Raw genomic sequence first — 21,684 nt, forward strand, 5'->3', positions numbered from 1 at the left:
AATAAATTTATATTATTGTTTATATATTTATATTAAATCAAATTCAATTTTTTTGTATTAATTTAAATATCATTATATTGTTTCATAAATGTTTTTTTAAGACAAATATTGATTAATAAAATAAAAATTTTAATTTTATTATTTGTATATCATATAAATTTAAAATACATATAAGTTATAAAATAATATTGATAATCAAAGAAAATCTATAAAAAACAACCAAATAGTTATAAAATATAGTAATATTTTAAAATAAATCTCAAAAAAGTAACTTTAATTTGTAAATGTAACCGATGTGTAACCGATAAGGAATATACTAATAACATAAACAGAGAGAAAAACGTTGAGGTGTAGATATGAAAAATAGAAAAGGTATGAAAACTTTAGTAGCGATAATGATAAGTATGTTACTAGTACTGCAATGTGCTGGACCGATATTTGCAGCAGAAGAAATAGCTGAGGAAGCATCTGTAGTAAGCGAAGAAGTTATCGACAAAGAAGCAAAAGAAGAAGTAAAAGCTGAAGTAGAAGAAGCTAAGGAAGAAAAAGCTGAAGAAGAAAAGGCAGAAGTCAAAGAAGAAAAAGTTGAAAAAACTGAAGCTAAAAAAGAAGTAAAAGAAGAAACTTCTAAAGAATCAAAAGCTGTAAAACCAGAAGCAAAAGCAGTTAAAAATTCAAAGAGCGTAAAAGAAGCTGTTAATCCATGTACTATAACATATGTAATGGACGAAGAATACTTTGACGTATACAGCTTCAACAAAGGACCTGCGGATGCGAAGACATATACCGAAGAAAAGAACAGGATAACAGGGTTCGGAGCATTTTATAAAGACAGAGAAACAAACAAATATATGTTTGATGTAACAATGACATTATTAAATGATGCAACAGGAACACTAAGCGGAAAGAAAGTTACATTCCCAGCCGGAACGATCGTATCTGTAAGAAGCGAAAGATATGACGGAAGTTTTGAAGCAAAAGTAAACTACAATACAGAAGGCGAAGGCAAAGGTTTCGGATATACTACATTTGATGCGGATCAAAATATAAGAATATTGGTTACACCTTATTATACAGTAAAATACTCAGTAAACTTTGAAGCAGGAGAAAACGGTAAATTAGAAGGCGAAACAACATTTGCAGACATCAATAAAGGAAGCGAATTCAAAAACGTAGTTAAAGTTCCAACACCGGTAGCAGACGAAGGATATGAATTTTCACACTGGGAAAGTGCATTACCTGAAGATGGACACAGAGTAAGAAGTGATGAAACATACAAAGCAGTATTCGAAGTAAAAGAAGTTATTGAACCTGCAGAACCTGTAGTACCTGCGGAGCCGACAGAACCTGAAGGACCAAACAACGATGATAACAATGTAACAACACCCGATGACGAAGAAATAGTAACACCTGACAATGGAAATACACAAGCAGCAACAACCGGAACAGTAAAAACAACAACAGTAGCAAGAAATAACGCTGCAGCTTCAGTAGGAACGTCAGCAGCAAACACAGGAAACGTACAACCGGCAACAGTTGTAACTCCAGTAAATAATAACACAACTACAATCAATGATAATAATACACCATTAGCTAACGGTGCAAACCAAAGCGAAGGAACAACTATCAACGATAATCAAACACCGCTTGCAAATGCAGAACAAAGTGAAGCGGGAAGCTTTGCATTAGTAAATATATTACTAGCAGTACTAAGCATAATATCAGCATTGGTAATCGGACTTAAAGGAATGAGAAGAGAAGGCAAAATGAGCATGACTTTAGTTGGAATCATTATGGCGATAGTAAGTGTAGCGGTATTCTTCTTAACACAAGATTTAAGCGGAAATATGGTAATTGCGGATGTATTCACGGTAGTTATGGCAGTAATAGCAGGGGTACAATTAGCAGTTGGATATATGATGAATAGAGAAGAAGCTAGAGAAGAAAACAGATAGTATAGTATAATATAAGAATAACAAAAAACCCTTATTTATTAAATTGAGGGTTTTTTATTGGAAATATATAAATAATCAATATAACCTTAGCAATTAAAGTTCTACAATAGATAAAGAATAGAATACGTTATTAGACAGAATATTATTTGTTATATTTAATATAAGACGTCAAAAGATGTTTCATTTTGAATGATTTCTATATAATCTACCTTCATAGATGCTATATAGATAAAACGGTCGTACTTTAATTCTTTTATAGCTTCATCTATAAGATATTCTTCTCCTTGAAATTCAGCTTCTACATTTCCGTTTTTTAAGTTTTTTACAAACCCTGTCAGACCAAGTTTAGTAGCTTCTTTATAAGCGGTGTATCTAAACCCTACAGCCTGAACTCTTCCTTTAAAAATGTAATGTTTTCTTACTTTCATAATAAACACCTCTCTTAATATCTGAAACACTCTTTTTCATGGTCATTTATTATTCCTATGGATTGAAGATAAGAGTATATAATTATCGTCCCCACATATTTCATACCGCGTTTTTTTAAGTCTCTTGATACAGTATCAGATAGTTCATTATGCGTTGGCATATTGTCATCGGTATTTTTTATTATTTTGCCATTTGTAAAGCCCCAGATATAATTCTTAAAACTTCCGAATTCATTTTGTATCTTTATAAATATTTTAGCATTGTTTATTGCTGCATTTATTTTGTTTTTATTCCTAACTATATCTTTATTGTTTAATAATTCGTTTACCTTTTCTTCACTGTATTTAGATACTTTAATTACATCGAAATTGTCAAATGCTTTTCTAAATGCTTCTCTTTTTTTTAGTATCGTTATCCACGATAGACCTGCCTGAAACCCTTCAAGTATAAGCATTTCAAATAACTCTTTATCATTATAGGTAGGTACGCCCCACTCGTTATCGTGATAATCGATATAAATTTCAGAATTTAAATCTACCCATTTGCATCTTTTTATGTTTTCTTCTTTCATATAATACCTTCCACAGTTTATTATAAATATTATATCAGAAATAAAAAAAGATGTACAACAATGTACATCTTAATAATTTATTTATAAACTTCTTTTAATTTTTCTACTATATCATATGCAACCTGATTTATTGATTGGCTTCCCGCTACCAATACAAAATCTCCCGCTTTTGCATTCTTTACTACATAGTCTCTTATATCGCTGAATTCACTTATTACTCTTGAAGGTATATTATATTTTTCTACTACTTTTTTTGCTATATCTTCGGAATAGATATTCCATTCATTATCTTCTCTGTCAGAGTAAATATCATTTAATATAAGTTCATCCGCGCCTTTCATTGCTTCCACGAATTCATCGAATAAGAGGAATGTCCTGGAGTAAGTATGAGGCTGGAATATTACAAACAACTTATTATGTTCATAATTTTTACAAGCATCAATTGTAACCTTAAGTTCTGTGGGATGATGTGCATAGTCCTCAATAACAGTAATATCGTTAACTATACCTCTCTTTTCAAATCTTCTTTTAGCTCCGGTAAACTCTTTAAAGCTGTCATTTACAACTTCTTTATCTATCATGAAAAAGTCTGCTACGGCTACTACGCTCAAAGCATTTAAAACATTATGTTCACCCGGGATATTTAGTTCAAAATTGTGATAGAATTCTCCGTGTTTATAAACATCGAAGTTTGGATTACCGAATTTATCATATGTTATGTTCTTGGCTACAAAATCATTGCTGTCGGATAGTCCTGCTTTAACAATTTTACATTCTAAACCTTCAAGTATATCCAAAACATTTTCATCGTCTCCGTTTACTACAAGCATTCCGTCTTTTGGTGTTATCTGTGCAAATTTTCTAAAAGATTCTTTTATTTGTTCAAGTCCGCCGGTAAAGTAATCTAAATGATCTTTTTCTATATTTTGAATTGTTCCCACAAAATGTCTTGAGTGTAAGAAACTATCCACAAATTCACATGCTTCTATAACAAAATAATCGCTGTCGCCCACTCTTGAATTCCCGTTTATCTTTTTAAGCGTTCCGCCTATTGAAATAGAAGGGTCTAAATTTGCATTTAAAAAAACTAAAGACATCAATGAAGAGGTTGTAGTTTTTCCATGAGTACCGCTTACTGCAATTGTTCTTTTATAATATCTGCTGATGAGTCCGAGATAAACAGAACGTTCAAGTTCTAAGATACCTTTGTTTTTTCCTTCTACTCTTTCAGGGTTATTTTCTCTTATAGCTGCTGAATATACGATTAGATCAATATCATCAGTTATATTTTCTTTATTATGTCCGATAATTACTTTAATTCCATTTTTTTCTAACTTCTCTGTATATACACAAGGTCTCATGTCAGAACCCAAAACTTCTTTGCCGTTGATTTTAGACATAAGAGCAAGCCCCGACATACTGGTTCCGCCGATACCTATAAAATATATTTTTTTAATATTCTCTAAATCTATATTCATAATTAATTCACCGCCATGTAATTTTTATCTTAAAATAAATATAATATACATTTTACTATGTTTTTATAATTTTTACAATATGTATTTTATTGTATATAACTATAGTTAAATATACTAATAAAATATATGCATCTTATTTTAAAATATAACTATTATGAGAATCCCAAATCCCTTATGTACAGCCTATGTAATCGTTGTTGCAATTATAAAATTTATGAGGTATAATATTTATAACAGATTAAAGGGAGGAAACGTATAATGCAAATCACAGACATTAGGGTAAGAAAGACATATGATGAAGGTAAGATGAAAGCAATTGTATCAGTAACATTTGACGATCAGTTTGTTATTCACGACATCAAAATTATTGAAGGAGATAATGGGGTATTTATTGCTATGCCGAGCAGAAAAATGCCTAATGGGGAATTCAAAGATATTGCACATCCTATAAACCTAGAAACCAGAGTCGATATTCAAAATAAGGTTTTAAAAGCTTATGAAGAAAAGTTACAGGAATTAGAAAACGAAGTTGAAGATTAGTTTTTCTAAAAGGGCAGTTCTCTATTAGGGGAACTGTTTTTTTGTATTTGGAATGAGGGGATTATGAATAAAAAGAGAATTTTGTTTTTAATAATAATAGTATTTGCTGTTATTTTATTATATATTTTTAAATATTTCGGATATATACCAACTAAATCTTATAGCTCGGAAGAACTTGGAATAAAAGATATAAAGTCTGATATAGATAAGGATAAGGACGGAATAGATGATTATACTGATATAATGCTTGGCGCCAGAGAGTATGTAATGACTAAACCTAAATATAAAAGTGCATATTATAAAGACGGATATCCTCCTAAGGGCGAAGGAGTATGTACAGACGTAATATGGTATGCATTTAAAAAAGCGGGATATGATTTGAAAGATTTGGTTGATTATGATATCAAAAATAACATAAAAGAATATTATAGAGTAGAAGGTAATCCGGACCCCAATATTGACTTTAGAAGGGTACCGAATTTATTAGTCTTTTTTAAAAAGAATGCACTTTCTCTTACGAAAGACATAACAAAGGTAGACCAGTGGCAGCCCGGAGATATAATAACATTTTCAAATAGTCATATAGGAATAGTATCGGATAAGAGAACTAAAAATGGTGAAGTATTCATAATACATCAAAGTAAGTTTGAGAAAAAAGAAGTTTATGCAATGTATAGATATAATGATATCAGCGGTCACTTTAGATGGATTAATAAAAAATAAGACCTTCATAAAGAAGGTCTAAGGATTTCATTAAGTAAAGAATTGTATATATTATTTAGTTGTATTTATTACATTTCTGTCATTTTGTTTGTTGATAAAATTACTTATTGGTTTATAAATAATAAATGTAACTAAACAATTGATACCTGCTTTGAGTAAATTAAATGGAATTACAGCTACCGGTAGGGAAGCTATTACAGCATCCATTGGCATTCCATAAAAATTGGTTGTAATAAGTAAGTTTGCCGGGATCATTACTATTACCATTGATAATGCCCCTAGTATCAAACCTATCATTGCACCTTTTTTTGTTTTATTTTTTCTATACACAAGTGCGGTTACTCCAACCAAGGCGCTGCTCGAAATAATATGCATAAGTGCTCCTACCCATCCATTCATAGCGCTCACCGTCATTGCTTGAATTGAGCTTGAAATAATGACTGCGATGATCCCAACTACAGGTCCGAACTGTAATCCTGCAATTAATAACGGGATATCCATTGGTTCATACTCGAGCCATGCAGCCGAAGGCATGATAGGAAATCTTATGATTAACATAAGTACTATCGATAAAGCAATAAGCATCGATACTGTTACAAGTCTTCTAGTGTCTTTCATTTTTTCTATACCTCCTAAAATTAAGGTATACATAAAAAAATAGTAATCACCCTTCAGGAAATTACTAAAAAAATACTTTATGTATCCTCTCTCATCCGGACTTTACCGTCGGTAAAGGAATTTCACCTTTTCAGCTTGCGCTCGCAGACTTTAACTGCCGGTAGGGAATTGCACCCAACCCTGAAGATTGTTCTCCTTTATTATAATATATTTTTACTTTATGTCAATATAATTACATTATAAATAAAAATATTTTAAATTATGTAGACTTAATGGATGAAATTGGTAAAATATATAAGTGGGCATAGTTATCTGATATAGAATATTGACGTTAAAGTATGGGAGAAAGTATATGATTGTTTTCTTTTGTGTTATTAAGATATTTATTTATATTTTCAGTGATTTCGGGATGTGTTTTTACGCGTCCTTTTTTATTACAAAATGTTAAGTAAATATTTAATAATTGTTTTATATGTAGATACTACTTTATGCCACTAAAATTGAAAGGAGGTGATATATGAAGAAAATTTTGGGTTTTTATCTATGAAAATAATTAGAAAAGGAGGTATAGAAATGCAGTTAAGAGACTCACTAAATAGAAGGATAATTGAATTATGTGATGAAAAAGGACTATCTATTAATAAACTTGCGAATATGTCAGCAATTCCGCCTACTACTGTTTATAGTATGTTTGACGGCAAATGTACTAATCCAAGTTTCAAAACTATTAAAATGATTTGTGATAGTTTGGATATGGATATAAAAGATTTTTTCGATTCTGAATTCTTTGTAAATTTAGAAAAAGGTTTTAAATAGCATGTTCAAAGATTTGTTGTCAGAGGGATAAAGATCCCTTTGGCAATTTTAATTTTAAAGGAGAAAAACAATGAATAGAGAAAAAATATCAGTAAATGCAATATATAAAACCGATACTAATCTTATTGGTGCTATAACGAAAAGGATAATAAGAATAAGCGAAGCAAAAGAAATTTCCATTAAAAGTCTTGCAGAGAGCGCAGGTATTCCTCCGACAACTGTATATAGTTTATTTGATGGAAAAAGTCAAAATCCGGGTATAGATGTTATATATAGTTTATCAAGAGTACTCGATATGAAAATGGATGAATTTTTTAGCTGTGATGAAATGGAAGAACTGTACAAATCTGAATTAAAATAACTGTTTAGACAGTTATAATTTAAAGAGAGGAAATAAATTTCCTCTCTTTTTTATTTTATGTTGACAAATATATCTGTAACAGCTATAATTACATTAAAGAAACTGTAACATGTATTGTTACATAAGGAGGATGTTGTGAAAAATATATTGATTATAGTGGGAATTGTTATTATCTTGTTTATTAGTTTTAAATTTTTTATCCATAAAGAAGAAAATAAAAGTGCTTATCATAAAATTTCTGCTTTGGAAGCGAAAGAGATGATGGAACTAGATGATGTAACTATTTTAGATGTAAGAAGAGAAGATGAATATAAAAGCGGACATATAAAAAATGCAGTATTGGTTCCAAATGAAACTATCAGTAATGAAGTATTAGAAGAAATTCCAAATTTAGAAAAAACTATATTAGTTTACTGCAGGTCGGGTAAGAGAAGTAAAGATGCTTCGATGAAGTTAGTTGATATAGGATATAAAAATATATATGATTTTGGCGGGATAATTGACTGGCCTTATGAAATAGAGAAATAATTTTAGGAGGTAATTGATGAATAGTGAATTTGCGGTTTCGGTTCATGCATTGGTTTTTTTAAATCATCACTATAAAGAAATTAAGACAAGTGAAGAAATATCCGAGAATATTTGTATAAATCCAGCAAGGGCAAGGAAAATCCTTTCCAAACTTAAAAAGGCAGGACTGGTAAATACAAAAGAAGGTTCTGTAAAGGGCGGATATAGTTTTACTCTAGATGCGGCTAAGATCACTTTACTTGATGTTTATCAAGCAATCGGCAAAAGGGTAATAGATATATCTTGGCGTTCGGGAAATGTCAATATGGAATGTTTGATAGCTTCCGGTATGGGGGATATCATGGACGAAGTATATGAAAAATTAGATGATGTATGTAAAGAAGAGCTAAGTAAAATAACAATAAAGGATATAGACAGTAAAATATTTAAAAATGGAGAATAGAAATGAAAAAATATGATGATATAATTATAGGATTTGGTAAGGGCGGAAAAACTTTAGCAGGATATTTGGCAAAGAAAGGTGAAAAGGTTGCTATAATAGAAAAGTCAAATAAAATGTATGGCGGGACTTGTATAAACGTGGGATGTATTCCTTCTAAATCACTTGTTAAAAATGCTTCAAAGACAGCACAAATGGGAGATATTTCATTTGAAGAAAAATGTGACTTATACCATAAAGCGATTTTGGAAAAAAGAAACTTAACCGAAATGCTTAGAGGCAAAAATTATGCTAAATTAAATGATTTGGATAATGTTGATGTTATCAATGCAAAAGCAAGTTTTGAAGATAAAAATGTGATTAAAATCACATATGAAGACGGTGAAGAATTATTAAGTGCAGATAAAATATATATAAATACCGGTTCGACATCTGTAGTTCCAAAGATAGAAGGGGTCGAAAATAATCCATATGTATATTTTAGTGATACCTTAATGGACCTCGATAATTTACCGAAGAGGCTAATTATAATAGGGGGAGGATATATCGGTCTTGAATTTGCCTCTATGTATGCGAACTTTGGAAGTAATGTAACTGTTATTCAAGACGGTGATAAATTTATTCCGAGAGAAGACGAAGATATCGCTAACGAAATAAAATCATTGCTCGAAAATCAAGGTATTGAAATAAAACTTGGTGCTAAAATTAAAAAATTCAGTGAAGACGGTATTGTTTCCTATAGCCAAAAAGGAAAAGAATTTAATGATAAGGCGGATGCTATATTAGTTGCTACGGGAAGAAGAGCAAATACCGATGAATTGAATTTGGAAGCTGCCGGTGTCGAAATGAACAGACGCGGCGGGATAGTCGTAGATGATAATTTAAGGACTTCAAATGAAAATATTTGGGCAATGGGAGATGTTAACGGAGGGCTTCAGTTTACCTATGTTTCTTTGGATGATTACAGAATAATTGTAAGCGGACTTGAAAATGAAAATAAATATAACTTAAGCAAAAGAGAAAATGTTCCTTACAGTGTATTTATGGATACTCCGCTGTCAAGAGTAGGTTTGAATGAAAGAGAAGCCTTAGAACAAGGTTATGATATAATAGTACTAAAATTACCGGTAGGGTCAATACCCAAGGCACAAGTACTTAAGAAGCCATATGGTGTCTTGAAAGCTATAATAGATAAGAAAACAAATAAGATACTCGGTACAATGCTGCTATGCGAGGAGTCATATGAAATGATAAATATAGTAAAACTGGCAATGGATTTGGGTGCTGATTATACGACACTTAAAAATCAAGTGTTCACTCATCCTACTATGAGCGAAGCTTTAAATGATTTGTTTTCATTATAAATAAAAAGAAGGATATATAAAAATAAAAAAGAACCTAATATCAGGTTCTTTTTTATTGGTTTCATATTAATTTAATTATTTACTAGCTGCGTCGATTTCATCAAACATAGCTTGTGTTTTTGAAATACCAAGTCTTGAACAGCCTGCGTTTAGGAATGCTTCTGCGTCAGCGATGTTAGCGATACCGCCTGCTGCTTTGATTTGTACTCTTGTTGTATCGATGTTTTCTTTCATTATAGCTACGTCTTCAAGTGTTGCTCCGCCTGAAGAGAATCCTGTTGATGTTTTAACGAAACCTGCACCTGCGTCAGAACAAATTCTTGAAGCTTTTGCGATTTCTTCTTTTGTAAGTAGACAGTTTTCCAAGATAACTTTGATGTTAGCAGGAGAAGCGTTTACTACTTCGTATACGTCATTATAAACTGTGTCGTAGTCTCCTGATTTCATAGCTGAAACGTTTAGTACGATATCAACTTCTGTAGCACCCATGTTGTATACTCTTTGAGTATCTGCAACTTTTGATTCAGTTAATTCTGCACCGTTAGGGAAACCAACACATGCACATACTGCTGTTTCAGAACCTTTAAGGATTTCATAAGCCATTTTTACTCTGCTTGGAGTAACACATACAGTTCTGCATTTCCATTCTTTAGCGAATTGGATACCTTTTCTTACTTCATCATAAGTTAATTGTGGTTTTAATAAAGAGTGGTCGTTTGCTCTTGCTAATTCATATTTTGTTATCATTTTAATTTTCTCCTTGAATTTATTATATTTAATTTTAATTAATAACTATTTGCCCGGTTCGTAACCGTCTTGTGTGATTACTATCTTATTAAAGAATTCTTTTCTTTCTATTAAATCAAAAGCGTCCTTTACTTCATCTACGCTGAATCTGTGAGAGATAATAGATGTTAAGTCCAATAAACCTTTTTTAGCTGCATCGATTGTTGCACAGAATTCTTCGTATTCTGGTGTGAAGTTATAGCACCAAGAACCTTTTATTGTAAGTTCTTTTCTTAGGATACATTTATCATAAGATTTATCCAATATATTTACATCTCCGTGAGGTGTTCCGATACATGTGAATGTACCATGTTTCTTTAAGCATTGTAGAGCTTGATTAAATGTTATAGGAGAGCCTGCAGCTTCTATACATACTTCAGGACCTTCTTCTCCCGCATATTCTTTGATTTTGGCAACAACTTCTTCATTTGTCATTCCCATTGAGTTGATTGTATATGTAGCACCTACTTTTTTGATTAAGTCAAGTTTTTCGTCTTTAATATCTACTGCTATTACCATTCTTGCTCCGCAGATATTTGCCCATTGTACCATATAGTATCCAACAGGACCGGTACCGAATACTACTACTGCGTCATTTACCTTTATACCTGCTCTAAGAGCACCATGTAGAGAGATAACAGCAGGGTCGATTTGACAAATCATATCCCAGCTGAAGTCATCTGGACATACATAACACTGTGTTGCTTTAACTGCAACGTATTGTCCGAAACCTCCGTCGCTTCTTGAACCGGTGTAACCGTATGTATCACATAAATTGATGTTTCCGTTTAAACAGTCTTTACATTTTCCGCAGCCTGTCATCGGGTTAACATCTACTCTTTGACCTACTTTAAGTTCTTCTCTTAAATCAAGATCTTTAACGCCCTTGCCTATTTCAACGATTTCTCCGCCGAATTCATGACCTAGTGTAGTTGGGAAAGAATATGTACCTGTTGAAAATACTCTTCCTAAGTCGGAACCGCATATCCCCGCACAGTAAACCTTAAGTAGTACTTCGTCATCCTTTATTTGTGGTATATCTACTTCATCACATCTTATATCATTGATAGCATGAAGTCTACCAGCTTTCATTTTACCTTCCATTATTTTCCTCCTAAATACTTTGAAAGTGTTATTTAACTTGACAAACATAAATAGTAATGTTATTATTTATTCATGTTCATATGAACATCATATGAGTTCATATGTTCAATTTCAACCGTATTATATAATAAAAAAATAAAGATGTCAACTAATTTTTATTAAATTTAGGAGAAAATTATGCTGGATAATAATACACTATCAAAAATAGCAAAAATGTACTATTTGGAAGGTCTTACTCAAAAACAAATAGGAGATAATTTAGGCATTTCAAGAATAGGGATTTCCAGAGCTTTAAAAAGATGCATAGAAGAAGGTATAGTAGAAATCAAGATAAAAGAATTTACTCCCCTCAGTAATTTGGAAGATGCACTTAAGAAAAAATATCCTTATGCCGATTTTAAAATAGTTCCTTTTTTCAAAGAAACAAAAAAACTCGTCCGCTCTCTTGCCGACGGTGCGGGTGAAGTCTTGGATGAGCTGGTTAGAAATAATAATAATATAGGTATAGGCTGGGGAAAAACTTTAAGTAATCTGAATATCGAAAGTGATATCAAATACCCCGAGAAAACATTTGTATCTCTTCTCGGAGGATACGGAAATGTATCTATTGAGATGCACTCAAATCAAATAACAGCTATGATAAGCGAAGTATACGGCAGTAAGTCTATGGTGCTGCTTGCTCCTTCCATAGTGGATAATAAAAAGTTTAAAGAGATAATAATAAATGAAGGTTCAATAAAAGAAGTTTTTGATATGTACAGAAAGCTTGACTGCGTAATAACTTCTTTAGGTAATCCGGCAGACGAAAATGCTACGATACATAAATCCGGATATTTTAAAGATGAAGATCTTAAAGAACTTAAAGACAGAGATATTTGCTGTGATATAGTCTCTTCATTATTTTTAAATCGAGAGGGAGTGGAAGAAAACCTGGAAATACTAGACAGGATCGTAGGTATAAGTCCAAAATGTTTTAAAAAAGTTCCTATTAGAGCAGCTGTTGCAGGAGGCGAAAATAAAATGTTTGCTATATATTTAGCTTTGAAAAATAAATATATCAATAGTCTTATAACGGATGAAAATACTGCAAATTATTTATTAAATAAATAAAAATAGCTTTTTATAAGTTGTTTTTTTTATTATTATGAAAAAGTTAGTTTTTGATATATAATGACTAATAAATATTATATGAAAGGTTAATTCATATCAAAGTGAAAAGAAAGGTGTATTTAAAAACAGAGAGCCTAACGAAGATAGCATTATGTACAGCGGTAATGTGTATACTAGGTCCAATATCCATACCCATTCCTCTAAGTCCGGTACCTATATCTTTAACTCAAATCGGGATTTATTTTGCTGTTTATGCTCTTGAATATAAATATGCTTTGATGTCAACATTATTATATATTTTGATCGGTTCCATAGGGCTTCCTGTGTTTTCCGGATTTATGGGCGGCATAAACAGACTGTTGGGTCCTACTGGAGGTTATTTGGTTGGATTTATATTTTTAACTTTGATAACGGGATATTTTATAGATAAATATTATGATAATAAAGGTTTTATTATTTTAGGATTTATACTTGGAAATATCATTTGTTATATCATAGGAAGCTTATGGCTCGCATTTCAAAGTAATATAAGTATCATAAGTGCTTTTATAATAGGTTGCTTTCCTTATATTCCCGGTGATATTATAAAGTCCGTTATAGCGTTTATAGTAGGTCCGAAGATTAAATATACATCAAAAATAAATAAAAAAGAGCATTGATATGCTCTTTATTTTATATCATAAAAATATTTTACGGCTCCGAGAGAAATATATTTTGCTAACTGAACTTGATAGTCATGGTCATTTAATAGTTTTTCTTCGTTTGGTTCACTTAAAAATCCGCATTCTACTATTACGCTTGGTGTATTATCATTTTTAAGAATATATAAGTCATCTCTTGGTTTTATTTGTCTGTGTTTGGAATATTTTGATGTATTGTCGAGTTCTTCTTTGATATGTTTAGCAAGATTTTCACTTTTTTCATGATCTTTTAAATAGAATACCTGTGCACCTCTGCTGTTATCACTGTGTGCATTCATATGTATGCTTATCATTATGTCGCACTTGGACTCTTTTATGATATCTCTTCTCATTTTCATATCGCCTTTTTTTGTCCAAGTCATACTTCCGTCTTCAAAAAGTCCGTTGTCGCTGTCCCTTGTCATAACTACATTTGCACCCATTGTCATTAAAATACTTCGTAATTCTTCAGCAATGGCTAAATTTATTTTGTCTTCGTTTACTGCTGTGCCTACTTTTCCGGGATCTTGTCCTCCGTGTCCCGGGTCTATACAAATAGTCTTCCCGTCTAATATATATAATGAACTATCCACATATGAAGTAGTTACCAAAAGATAAAAGCACATACCAAATAAAATTCCGATTACAATAATACTCGATAAAATAACATAAAGATATTTTTTCATTTCTCCCTCCTTATGTTTATTTATACGTTTTTGTATCTTAAATATGTTTCTTTTATTTGATGTTAAAATAATTTTATTATTTTACATATTTCTTTTGAGTTTGGAGCTTACAACATATAAAATAAAATTATAAATATATACGAAGATACGTATTTTAAGGTTCAATTAATTATATAAGTGTAAAATATTTAAAAGGAGAAATATTATGGAAGTAAAGAGTATCAATAATTATTATCATAAATACTTTAAATGGGTCATATGTGCTGTATGCTTATTTATTTTCATACATATTTCCATAGAGCTTACTGAAAATGAACTCATCTTCCTGGATAATAAAATATATTACACCGTAGCAGGATTTATATCATATAAAATGACAAGGATATTCAGGTTTATAACCAGGTTTGGATCCGGTGAAGTGATCCTGCCTTTATGGATATTTACATTATTGTTATTTAAGAATAAAAGGAAAATAATCCTTTCGACAGTAAACTTAATAAATATAGTTATGATAAATCAAATATTTAAATTTTTATTTGAAAGACCAAGACCTACCGTGTTTAGACTTGCGGAAGCCAGCGGATTTAGTTTTCCAAGCGGTCATTCCATGGTATCCTTGGCGTTTTATGGATTTTTTCTCTATCTTCTTTGGAAGACGGATTATACCGATGTATTGAAATGGATAGCGACGGTTGCGATTATTACCTTGATAGTGCTGATCGGGGTAAGCAGGATATATTTAGGCGTACATTTTTCCAGCGATGTTTTGGCGGGATTTAGTTTATCAATGGCTTATTTAATAATTTTTACACATTTCGTTGAAAAATTCATATATGAAAAGAATAAGTTAAGTACATAATGAAAAGGGACTTTAAGGTCCTTTTTTATTATAATAAATTATTAGTTTATTTACTATTTACATATTTTTTGATATTATAAATTATATTTTGGAGGTACATATGAAAAATCCCATTATTGGAATAGTTCCCTTATATGATGAATATAGAGACAGTTATTGGATGCTTCCCGGTTATATGACTTGTCTAGAGGATAATGGTGCAGTTCCTATCATGCTGCCCCTTACGACTAATGATAAAACAATAGATGAGCTTGTAGATATATGCGACGGTTTTTTATTTTCAGGCGGGCATGACGTCAATCCTAGGCTGTATAACGAAAAGAAAAATGCTGACTGCCAAAACATCTGCATAAAAAGGGACGAAATGGAAAAAATACTTTTTAATAAAGTTATAGAAAAAGACAAACCGATACTTGGGATATGCAGAGGGCTTCAAATCATAAATGTGCTTCTTGGAGGAAATTTATATCAGGATTTGGGAAATGAGCTCGGTATCCTTCATAAACAGAAACCTCCATATGATAAAAGTTTTCATAAAGTAGATATTATTAAGGATACCCCTTTATATGATATATTAAATAAAGATAAAATTGACGTCAACAGCTGTCATCATCAGGCAGTTAAAGAACTTTCAAATAGACTTAAAGTAATGGCTGTTTCTGAAGATAAAGTTATTGAAGGGGTATATATGAAAGATAAAAAATTTGTTTTAGCCGTCCAATGGCACCCCGAATGTAACTATAAAAAAGAAGAAACAAGTGTAAAAATAATAAAAGAATTTATAAATAAATGTAAATAAGGAGCGAAAATGAGAATAGCGGTAGTAAGTATGGTTTTGGACGACCCTACGTCTGTGCAAAAAGAAGTAAATGAAGTTATAGGAAGTTATAAGGATATTATTAAAGGAAGAATGGGCGTTCCATTGCCTGATGAAGATGTATCAATAATTTCAATAGCGGTTGTAGGAGAAGTCGATATGATCAATGCTTTCACGGGAAGGCTTGGAAAAATCCCTAATGTCCAAGTAAAAACTTCTTTTTCCAAAAAAGAGATTTAAAAGGTCCATTATTGGATCTTTTTTTGTATCAATTTTTTTATTGTATATTACAAATTGAATAAATAAATTTAATATTACATTAGAAATTGTTTTAAATTATATTTTGCTCCGCTTTATTATATAATGTCAATTTACATTTGGGTATAACTTTAATGTTTTTGAATTTTTTATACTCTTACCTTTTAGTATATTTCATTGTTAGCAGTGACGTTTAACTATGAAATATTTTTATATTATAATTAAATTTCATCTGCAAATGATTTGTCTATTATGTTCTTATATACTATTTATAGAAAGTAATTATAAATTCTAAATATCAAACTGGCATGGTTATATATTAATATATGTTTGTTTACTTATTCGTTATTATAAAAAGTAACAATAAAATTTAATTATTATTTTTATAATATAAAGTAATATTGATTATAAATATATTATAGAGAATTCTCTAAATATTATTGACAATCAATCTTTCTTGTGATAGATTAATATCAATATGAACTTAATACCTTTAAAACACAAAGAAGAGGAATAGTAAGTTTTCTAATAAGCTAAAGAGAGCTGTTGGCTGGTGAGAAACAGTGCTTAATGAAATCCGAACTCGCCTCAGAGTGATTTGCTGAAATTGTATAGAGTAGGTTAAATCGGGTGTCACCCGTTACAGTGACAGGATATCGGCACACTGCCCGTATCTTTAATGAGTGTATTCTTATTTATAAGAATAAATTAGAGTGGTACCGCGGAAATATTACCTTTCGTCTCTTATTTAAATATTTGAGTCGGAAGGTTTTTTATTTCCTTTTTTTTACATATAAGTTGAAATATTATAAGAAATAAAGGCTACCGAGAAGTGTGTTATTTTTAAATAGGGTACGTTCATAAATTATCATAAGGGGTAAAAAAATGAAAAACTTTGAAAAGTACAAACCATATCCACCCGTGGATAAAAAAGACAGAAAATGGCCTTCTAAGGTTATAGAAAAAGCACCGATTTGGTGCAGTGTAGACTTAAGAGACGGAAATCAAGCATTGGAAATACCAATGAGCTTGGATGAAAAATTAGAATTTTATAATAAATTGGTTGAAATCGGATTTAAGGAAATAGAGGTAAGTTTTCCCGCAGCGAGCGATACCGAATTTGAATTTGTGAGAAAACTTATTGATGATGATTTGATTCCGGATGATGTAAATATACAAGTTCTTACGCAGTCGAGAGATGAAATTATTGAAAGGACTTTTGCTTCTATTAAAGGTGCGAAAAAAGCAATAGTACATCTTTACAATTCAACTTCTGTTCTCCAAAGAGATGTTGTATTTAACGCAAGTAAGGAAGAAGTAACAAAAATTGCCGTTAAGGGTGCAAAGAAGTTCCTTGAAGAAATGAAGAAGTATCCCGAAACGGAATTTACTTTTGAATACTCTCCTGAAAGTTATACCGGAACGGAAATGGATTATGCGGTGGAAATTTGTAATGCCGTAATAGATGTATGGCATGGACATGTAAAAAACAAAATAATTATTAACCTTCCTTCGACGGTAGAAATGGCGACTGCCAATATTTATGCCGATCAGATAGAGTACTGCTCGGAAAGACTTCATCATAGAGAAGACGTAGTATTATCTCTTCATGCTCATAATGACAGAGGAACAGGAGTTGCCGCTACCGAACTTGCATTGATGGCAGGAGCTGACAGAGTAGAGGGTACTTTATTCGGTAACGGTGAAAGAACCGGGAACTGTGATATCATGGTAGTTGCAATGAATATGTATTCACAGGGGATAGACCCTAAACTGGACTTTACAAAAATGAGAGAACTTGGTGATTTGTTTGAAAGACTTACCAGAATGGAAATTCATCCGAGACATCCTTATGTGGGTGCCCTTGTATTTACCGCGTTCTCCGGTTCTCATCAGGACGCAATAAGAAAAGGTATGGCAAAAAGAGAAGAAAGGAAACAACAAATTTGGGAAGTTCCTTATCTTCCAATCGATCCAAAAGATGTTGGAGGGACTTACGATCCAATCGTTCGTATAAATTCGCAGTCAGGAAAAGGCGGGGTAGCATTTGTACTTGAACAAAATTATGGATTATATCTTCCAAAAGCTTTCCAAAGAGATTTTAGTAAAGTTACCACAGCAGTATCTGATAAACATCATAGAGATTTAGCTCCCGAAGTGATATTTGATATATTTAAGAAAGAATATATAAACAATGAAAGACCTATAAAACTTATAAGATATAAAGAAACAACAAAAGATGAAGACAAAGATGTTTCTGTTAAGGCAATTATAGAGTATAATGGAAAAGAAGCTGAAGTGAACGGATCCGGTAATGGTATTATAGATGCATTTACGCATGCACTTGAAAATCACTTTGACGTAGAGATGGAAGTAACGGATTACCGTGAACATTCTATGGAATATGGTACTAATGCGAGAGCTATATCTTATATACAAATAGAAGGAAAAGACCATAAAATGTATTATGGTGCAGGGGTATCGAGCAATATCACATTATCATCTTTCTATGCTGTAGTGAGTGTTGCAAATAAAATTGTAGAATAGAAAAATAAGGAGATATATATTATGGGAATGACTATGACTCAAAAAATCCTTGCAAAACACGCAGGACTTAACAGCGTTAAAGCAGGGCAGCTTATAGAAGCTAAACTTGATATAGTAATGGGTAATGATATAACAACTGCCGTTGCCCTAAAAGAATTTAAAAAGACGGGAGCAAAGAAAGTATTTAACGAAGAAAAAGTCGCAATCGTATTAGACCACTTTACTCCAAATAAAGATATTAAAGCAGCCGAACAGTGTAAAAGCTGCAGGAATTTTGCTTGGGATATGAATATTAAAAATTTCTTTGATGTAGGTCAAATGGGGATAGAACATGCACTTTTACCGGAAAAAGGTATCGTAGTTCCCGGAGAAGTAATAATCGGAGCGGATTCTCATACCTGTACATATGGTGCCCTAGGTGCTTTTTCTACAGGGGTAGGGAGTACTGATATGGCTATCGGAATGGCTACAGGAGAAGCATGGTTCAAGGTTCCTTCTGCAATAAAATTTGTTCTTAAAAATAAACCCGCAAAATGGATAAGCGGTAAAGATATTATTTTACATATCATCGGAAAAATCGGCGTAGACGGAGCTCTTTACAGATCTATGGAATTTACCGGAGACGGGATTAAATATCTTTCAATGGACGATAGATTTTCCATGGCAAATATGGCTATTGAAGCAGGAGCGAAGAATGGTATTTTTCCTGTTGACGATAAGACAATAGAATATGCAAAAGAACATTCTACAAAAACATTTGAAGTATTCGAAGCTGATGAAGACGCAGAATATGATGAAGTTATAGAGATTGATTTAAGTAAACTAAGACCAACTGTTTCTTTCCCTCATTTACCTGAAAATACAAAGACAGTTGATGAAGCGGGAAAGGTTTATATAGACCAGGCTATTATCGGTTCATGTACAAACGGAAGGCTTGAAGATATAAAAATGGCGGCTGATATTTTAAGGGGAAAACAGGTTGACAAGAAAGTCAGAACTATTGTTATCCCTGCTACTCAAAAGATTTACTTGGATAGTGTTAAGCTGGGTTATGTTGAAGATATCGTAAATGCCGGAGCGATATTCTCTACACCTACATGCGGACCGTGTCTCGGAGGGCATATGGGAATACTTGCGGCGGGAGAAAAAGCGATATCCACAACGAACAGAAACTTCGTGGGAAGAATGGGGCATGTAGACAGTGAAGTTTACTTATCCAGTCCAGCGGTAGCGGCAGCTTCTGCGATTGCGGGATATATTGCCGATCCCGAAAAGGTCATGAAAGGAGAGTTTTAATGGAAGCTAAAGGTAAAGTATTTAAATATGGTGATAATGTAGATACTGATGTAATCATTCCCGCAAGATACTTAAATGTATCGAGCGGAGATGAACTTGCAAAGTATTGTATGATAGATATAGATGAAAATTTTGTAAAAGAAGTAAATAAAGGTGATATTATGGTTGCAACTAAAAACTTCGGCTGCGGTTCAAGCAGAGAACATGCACCTCTTGCAATCAAATGTGCAGGAATATCTTGTGTAATTGCTTCTACTTTTGCAAGGATTTTCTATCGTAATGCAATAAACATCGGGCTTCCTATCCTCGAATGTGAAGAAGCCGCAAATGATATAAAAGCGGGAGACGAAGTGAAAGTTGATTTTGACAGCGGTGTGATTTCAAATATTACCACAGGAAAAACTTATCAGGCGGAACCTTTCCCTGAATTTATGCAGAAAATCATGAATGCAGGCGGACTTGTTGAATATACAAAGGAAAAGATAGGAGAGTAGTCTATGGATTTTAATTTAGCTGTAATCAAGGGGGACGGAATAGGTCCGGAAATAGTTGATGAAGCAATAAAAGTATTAAATAAAATTGGTGAAAAATATGACCACAAATTTAATTTTACATATGTAAAAGCGGGCGGGGATGCTATTGACAATGAGGGAGAATGTCTTCCAAATAAAACAGTAGAGGTATGCAAGAACTCCGACAGCGTGATACTCGGTGCGGTAGGCGGTCCGAAGTGGGATGATCTTCCGGGAAACCAAAGACCGGAAAAAGCTCTTCTCGGAATTAGGGAAGCTTTGGGATTATATGCGAACCTTCGTCCCGCAATCATCCATAAAGCACTTAGTGAAGCTTGTCCCATAAAGAAAGAAATCATAGGCGACAGCTTAGATATAATGATCGTTAGAGAACTAACCGGGGGTATCTATTTCGGTGAGAGAGGATACAGAGACGGCAAGTACGGAAACGAAGCATTCGACACCGAAAGCTATTCCGAAATGGAAATAAGAAGGATAGGCAAAATTGCTTTTGATACTGCTATGGCTAGAGATAAGAAGCTTTGCAGTGTAGATAAAGCCAACGTCCTTGAAAGCAGCAGACTTTGGAGAAAAGTGATTACCGAAATGAGTAAAGATTATCCCGAAGTAGAACTTACTCATATGTATGTGGATAATGCAGCAATGCAGCTTGTAAGAAACCCTAAGCAATTTGATGTTATAGTTACATCAAATATGTTCGGTGATATACTATCTGACGAGGCTAGTCAAATCACAGGTTCTATAGGTATGCTTCCTTCCGCAAGCCTAGGTGAAAATTCATTTGGGATGTATGAGCCTATACACGGTTCTGCTCCTGATATAGCAGGTAAAGATATGGCAAACCCTATTGCAACTATTCTTTCAATGGCTATGATGCTTAGATACACATTTAATTTGAATAAAGAAGCTGATGATATTGAAAATGCGGTAGCTCAGGTTTTGGACAGGGGATATAGGACTGCAGATATAAAAAGTGAAGATACAAAAGAAGTCGGAACTAAAGAAATGGGTAAGCTTATTGTAGAATGCCTTTAATTAAATAATAAAGATAAAGACCCTTTTATAGGGTCTTTTTTGATTGTAAAATAGTATGTTCAGGGGCGCGAAATCCGCGTAAGCGGGCGTAGTGCCCCGTCTTTATAAAATAAAAAGACCTCTATTTTTGCATAGGGTCTTTTTTCTTTTT

General features: G+C 32.5%; 24 protein-coding genes, 1 riboswitch and 1 other annotated feature. Of the genes, 17 read left to right on the top strand and 7 right to left on the bottom strand.

What is annotated here, in order from left to right; translation table 11 throughout:
* Window positions 1-356: 356 nt before the first annotated feature.
* Window positions 357-1,955, top strand: coding sequence for a hypothetical protein (locus NSA01_RS02990; protein ID WP_257480032.1), 1,599 nt, complete (start codon window positions 357-359; stop codon window positions 1,953-1,955).
* Between the two features lie 155 nt (window positions 1,956-2,110).
* Here NSA01_RS02990 and NSA01_RS02995 read toward each other — a convergent pair whose 3' ends face one another.
* The 3 genes from NSA01_RS02995 to murC all read right to left on the bottom strand — a co-directional run bounded on the left by NSA01_RS02995 (window position 2,111) and on the right by murC (window position 4,433).
* Window positions 2,111-2,383: an acylphosphatase gene (locus tag NSA01_RS02995; protein ID WP_257480033.1), complete on the bottom strand. Its 273-nt coding sequence runs from the start codon at window positions 2,381-2,383 to the stop codon at window positions 2,111-2,113.
* 14 nt (window positions 2,384-2,397) lie between these two features.
* On the bottom strand, window positions 2,398-2,955 hold the full coding sequence (locus tag NSA01_RS03000; protein WP_257480034.1) for a DNA-3-methyladenine glycosylase I: 558 nt from the start codon (window positions 2,953-2,955) through the stop codon (window positions 2,398-2,400).
* A 77-nt stretch (window positions 2,956-3,032) separates the two neighbouring features.
* Entirely contained in the window at window positions 3,033-4,433 is a 1,401-nt protein-coding gene (murC, locus tag NSA01_RS03005; protein ID WP_257480035.1) for a UDP-N-acetylmuramate--L-alanine ligase, read from the bottom strand.
* 258 nt (window positions 4,434-4,691) lie between these two features.
* On the opposite strand from murC, the gene spoVG reads away from it, so the two are divergent.
* Window positions 4,692-4,973 carry a septation regulator SpoVG gene (gene spoVG / locus NSA01_RS03010; RefSeq protein WP_257480036.1) on the top strand — a complete coding sequence of 94 codons (282 nt, stop codon included), beginning with the start codon at window positions 4,692-4,694 and terminating at the stop codon, window positions 4,971-4,973.
* A 63-nt stretch (window positions 4,974-5,036) separates the two neighbouring features.
* Window positions 5,037-5,696 carry a DUF1287 domain-containing protein gene (locus NSA01_RS03015; RefSeq protein WP_257480037.1) on the top strand — a complete coding sequence of 220 codons (660 nt, stop codon included), beginning with the start codon at window positions 5,037-5,039 and terminating at the stop codon, window positions 5,694-5,696.
* 51 nt (window positions 5,697-5,747) lie between these two features.
* Here the strand turns inward: NSA01_RS03015 and NSA01_RS03020 are convergent, their stop codons facing one another.
* The gene (locus NSA01_RS03020; protein WP_257480038.1) at window positions 5,748-6,314 is read right to left on the bottom strand and encodes an ECF transporter S component; all 567 of its coding nucleotides are present in this window, start codon (window positions 6,312-6,314) and stop codon (window positions 5,748-5,750) included.
* A gap of 79 nt (window positions 6,315-6,393) precedes the next feature.
* A riboswitch (FMN riboswitch) is annotated at window positions 6,394-6,506 on the bottom strand.
* Window positions 6,507-6,887: 381 nt separating this feature from the next.
* Here NSA01_RS03020 and NSA01_RS03025 point away from each other — a divergent pair.
* The 5 genes from NSA01_RS03025 (at window position 6,888) to NSA01_RS03045 (ending at window position 9,822) form a co-directional block, all read left to right on the top strand.
* Complete coding sequence (locus NSA01_RS03025) at window positions 6,888-7,130, top strand: helix-turn-helix transcriptional regulator (protein ID WP_257480039.1); 243 nt, start codon at window positions 6,888-6,890, stop codon at window positions 7,128-7,130.
* Between the two features lie 70 nt (window positions 7,131-7,200).
* Window positions 7,201-7,491 (top strand): helix-turn-helix domain-containing protein, encoded by a 291-nt coding sequence (locus tag NSA01_RS03030; protein ID WP_257480040.1) that lies wholly within the window; start codon window positions 7,201-7,203, stop codon window positions 7,489-7,491.
* Window positions 7,492-7,626: 135 nt separating this feature from the next.
* Window positions 7,627-8,019, top strand: coding sequence for a rhodanese-like domain-containing protein (locus NSA01_RS03035; RefSeq protein ID WP_257480041.1), 393 nt, complete (start codon window positions 7,627-7,629; stop codon window positions 8,017-8,019).
* Window positions 8,020-8,035: 16 nt separating this feature from the next.
* A complete protein-coding gene (locus NSA01_RS03040; protein ID WP_257480042.1) occupies window positions 8,036-8,461 on the top strand; it encodes an RrF2 family transcriptional regulator in 426 nt (141 codons plus the stop codon).
* 2 nt (window positions 8,462-8,463) lie between these two features.
* Entirely contained in the window at window positions 8,464-9,822 is a 1,359-nt protein-coding gene (locus NSA01_RS03045) for an FAD-dependent oxidoreductase (protein ID WP_257480043.1), read from the top strand.
* A gap of 75 nt (window positions 9,823-9,897) precedes the next feature.
* Here NSA01_RS03045 and deoC read toward each other — a convergent pair whose 3' ends face one another.
* A complete protein-coding gene (deoC, locus tag NSA01_RS03050) occupies window positions 9,898-10,569 on the bottom strand; it encodes a deoxyribose-phosphate aldolase (protein ID WP_257480044.1) in 672 nt (223 codons plus the stop codon).
* Between the two features lie 45 nt (window positions 10,570-10,614).
* Window positions 10,615-11,712 (bottom strand): galactitol-1-phosphate 5-dehydrogenase, encoded by a 1,098-nt coding sequence (locus NSA01_RS03055; protein WP_257480045.1) that lies wholly within the window; start codon window positions 11,710-11,712, stop codon window positions 10,615-10,617.
* A gap of 177 nt (window positions 11,713-11,889) precedes the next feature.
* Between NSA01_RS03055 and NSA01_RS03060 the strand changes: the two genes are divergently transcribed.
* Both NSA01_RS03060 and NSA01_RS03065 read left to right on the top strand, forming a co-directional pair.
* A complete protein-coding gene (locus tag NSA01_RS03060) occupies window positions 11,890-12,822 on the top strand; it encodes a sugar-binding transcriptional regulator (protein WP_257480046.1) in 933 nt (310 codons plus the stop codon).
* A gap of 113 nt (window positions 12,823-12,935) precedes the next feature.
* Window positions 12,936-13,481: a biotin transporter BioY gene (locus NSA01_RS03065; protein WP_373887174.1), complete on the top strand. Its 546-nt coding sequence runs from the start codon at window positions 12,936-12,938 to the stop codon at window positions 13,479-13,481.
* A gap of 8 nt (window positions 13,482-13,489) precedes the next feature.
* On the opposite strand, the gene NSA01_RS03070 is transcribed toward NSA01_RS03065, so the two are convergent.
* Entirely contained in the window at window positions 13,490-14,188 is a 699-nt protein-coding gene (locus NSA01_RS03070; RefSeq protein ID WP_257480048.1) for an N-acetylmuramoyl-L-alanine amidase, read from the bottom strand.
* A gap of 205 nt (window positions 14,189-14,393) precedes the next feature.
* On the opposite strand from NSA01_RS03070, the gene NSA01_RS03075 reads away from it, so the two are divergent.
* The 7 genes from NSA01_RS03075 to leuB all read left to right on the top strand — a co-directional run bounded on the left by NSA01_RS03075 (window position 14,394) and on the right by leuB (window position 21,533).
* Window positions 14,394-15,047: a phosphatase PAP2 family protein gene (locus NSA01_RS03075; protein WP_257480049.1), complete on the top strand. Its 654-nt coding sequence runs from the start codon at window positions 14,394-14,396 to the stop codon at window positions 15,045-15,047.
* 100 nt (window positions 15,048-15,147) lie between these two features.
* Window positions 15,148-15,846: a gamma-glutamyl-gamma-aminobutyrate hydrolase family protein gene (locus NSA01_RS03080; RefSeq protein ID WP_257480050.1), complete on the top strand. Its 699-nt coding sequence runs from the start codon at window positions 15,148-15,150 to the stop codon at window positions 15,844-15,846.
* 9 nt (window positions 15,847-15,855) lie between these two features.
* Window positions 15,856-16,104: a TM1266 family iron-only hydrogenase system putative regulator gene (locus NSA01_RS03085; RefSeq protein ID WP_007050644.1), complete on the top strand. Its 249-nt coding sequence runs from the start codon at window positions 15,856-15,858 to the stop codon at window positions 16,102-16,104.
* Between the two features lie 512 nt (window positions 16,105-16,616).
* Window positions 16,617-16,870 (top strand) — a binding site (T-box leader).
* 137 nt (window positions 16,871-17,007) lie between these two features.
* The gene (gene leuA / locus NSA01_RS03090) at window positions 17,008-18,669 is read left to right on the top strand and encodes a 2-isopropylmalate synthase (RefSeq protein WP_257480051.1); all 1,662 of its coding nucleotides are present in this window, start codon (window positions 17,008-17,010) and stop codon (window positions 18,667-18,669) included.
* Between the two features lie 21 nt (window positions 18,670-18,690).
* Window positions 18,691-19,965 carry a 3-isopropylmalate dehydratase large subunit gene (gene leuC, locus NSA01_RS03095; RefSeq protein WP_257480052.1) on the top strand — a complete coding sequence of 425 codons (1,275 nt, stop codon included), beginning with the start codon at window positions 18,691-18,693 and terminating at the stop codon, window positions 19,963-19,965.
* On the top strand, window positions 19,965-20,459 hold the full coding sequence (leuD, locus tag NSA01_RS03100) for a 3-isopropylmalate dehydratase small subunit (protein ID WP_257480053.1): 495 nt from the start codon (window positions 19,965-19,967) through the stop codon (window positions 20,457-20,459). The genes leuC and leuD overlap by 1 nt, the downstream gene beginning before the upstream one ends.
* A gap of 3 nt (window positions 20,460-20,462) precedes the next feature.
* On the top strand, window positions 20,463-21,533 hold the full coding sequence (leuB, locus tag NSA01_RS03105; protein ID WP_257480054.1) for a 3-isopropylmalate dehydrogenase: 1,071 nt from the start codon (window positions 20,463-20,465) through the stop codon (window positions 21,531-21,533).
* The last annotated feature ends 151 nt before the right edge of the window (window positions 21,534-21,684 follow it).

The sequence above is a fragment of the Anaerofustis stercorihominis genome (assembly GCF_024623185.1).
Lineage (GTDB): Bacteria > Bacillota > Clostridia > Eubacteriales > Anaerofustaceae > Anaerofustis.

What these genes read in the sequence shown, in the direction of transcription:
- leuC (WP_257480052.1), top strand. Translation starts at nt 18,691, where the DNA reads ATGGGAATGACTATGACTCAAAAAATCCTTGCAAAACACGCAGGACTT.
- NSA01_RS03020 (WP_257480038.1), bottom strand. Translation starts at nt 6,314, where the DNA reads ATGAAAGACACTAGAAGACTTGTAACAGTATCGATGCTTATTGCTTTA.
- NSA01_RS03045 (WP_257480043.1), top strand. Translation starts at nt 8,464, where the DNA reads ATGAAAAAATATGATGATATAATTATAGGATTTGGTAAGGGCGGAAAA.
- NSA01_RS03000 (WP_257480034.1), bottom strand. Translation starts at nt 2,955, where the DNA reads ATGAAAGAAGAAAACATAAAAAGATGCAAATGGGTAGATTTAAATTCT.
- NSA01_RS03015 (WP_257480037.1), top strand. Translation starts at nt 5,037, where the DNA reads ATGAATAAAAAGAGAATTTTGTTTTTAATAATAATAGTATTTGCTGTT.
- leuB (WP_257480054.1), top strand. Translation starts at nt 20,463, where the DNA reads ATGGATTTTAATTTAGCTGTAATCAAGGGGGACGGAATAGGTCCGGAA.
- deoC (WP_257480044.1), bottom strand. Translation starts at nt 10,569, where the DNA reads ATGATAACAAAATATGAATTAGCAAGAGCAAACGACCACTCTTTATTA.
- NSA01_RS02995 (WP_257480033.1), bottom strand. Translation starts at nt 2,383, where the DNA reads ATGAAAGTAAGAAAACATTACATTTTTAAAGGAAGAGTTCAGGCTGTA.
- NSA01_RS03070 (WP_257480048.1), bottom strand. Translation starts at nt 14,188, where the DNA reads ATGAAAAAATATCTTTATGTTATTTTATCGAGTATTATTGTAATCGGA.
- NSA01_RS02990 (WP_257480032.1), top strand. Translation starts at nt 357, where the DNA reads ATGAAAAATAGAAAAGGTATGAAAACTTTAGTAGCGATAATGATAAGT.
- leuA (WP_257480051.1), top strand. Translation starts at nt 17,008, where the DNA reads ATGAAAAACTTTGAAAAGTACAAACCATATCCACCCGTGGATAAAAAA.
- murC (WP_257480035.1), bottom strand. Translation starts at nt 4,433, where the DNA reads ATGAATATAGATTTAGAGAATATTAAAAAAATATATTTTATAGGTATC.
- NSA01_RS03060 (WP_257480046.1), top strand. Translation starts at nt 11,890, where the DNA reads ATGCTGGATAATAATACACTATCAAAAATAGCAAAAATGTACTATTTG.
- NSA01_RS03055 (WP_257480045.1), bottom strand. Translation starts at nt 11,712, where the DNA reads ATGGAAGGTAAAATGAAAGCTGGTAGACTTCATGCTATCAATGATATA.
- NSA01_RS03025 (WP_257480039.1), top strand. Translation starts at nt 6,888, where the DNA reads ATGCAGTTAAGAGACTCACTAAATAGAAGGATAATTGAATTATGTGAT.
- NSA01_RS03080 (WP_257480050.1), top strand. Translation starts at nt 15,148, where the DNA reads ATGAAAAATCCCATTATTGGAATAGTTCCCTTATATGATGAATATAGA.
- leuD (WP_257480053.1), top strand. Translation starts at nt 19,965, where the DNA reads ATGGAAGCTAAAGGTAAAGTATTTAAATATGGTGATAATGTAGATACT.
- NSA01_RS03040 (WP_257480042.1), top strand. Translation starts at nt 8,036, where the DNA reads ATGAATAGTGAATTTGCGGTTTCGGTTCATGCATTGGTTTTTTTAAAT.
- NSA01_RS03075 (WP_257480049.1), top strand. Translation starts at nt 14,394, where the DNA reads ATGGAAGTAAAGAGTATCAATAATTATTATCATAAATACTTTAAATGG.
- spoVG (WP_257480036.1), top strand. Translation starts at nt 4,692, where the DNA reads ATGCAAATCACAGACATTAGGGTAAGAAAGACATATGATGAAGGTAAG.
- NSA01_RS03030 (WP_257480040.1), top strand. Translation starts at nt 7,201, where the DNA reads ATGAATAGAGAAAAAATATCAGTAAATGCAATATATAAAACCGATACT.
- NSA01_RS03085 (WP_007050644.1), top strand. Translation starts at nt 15,856, where the DNA reads ATGAGAATAGCGGTAGTAAGTATGGTTTTGGACGACCCTACGTCTGTG.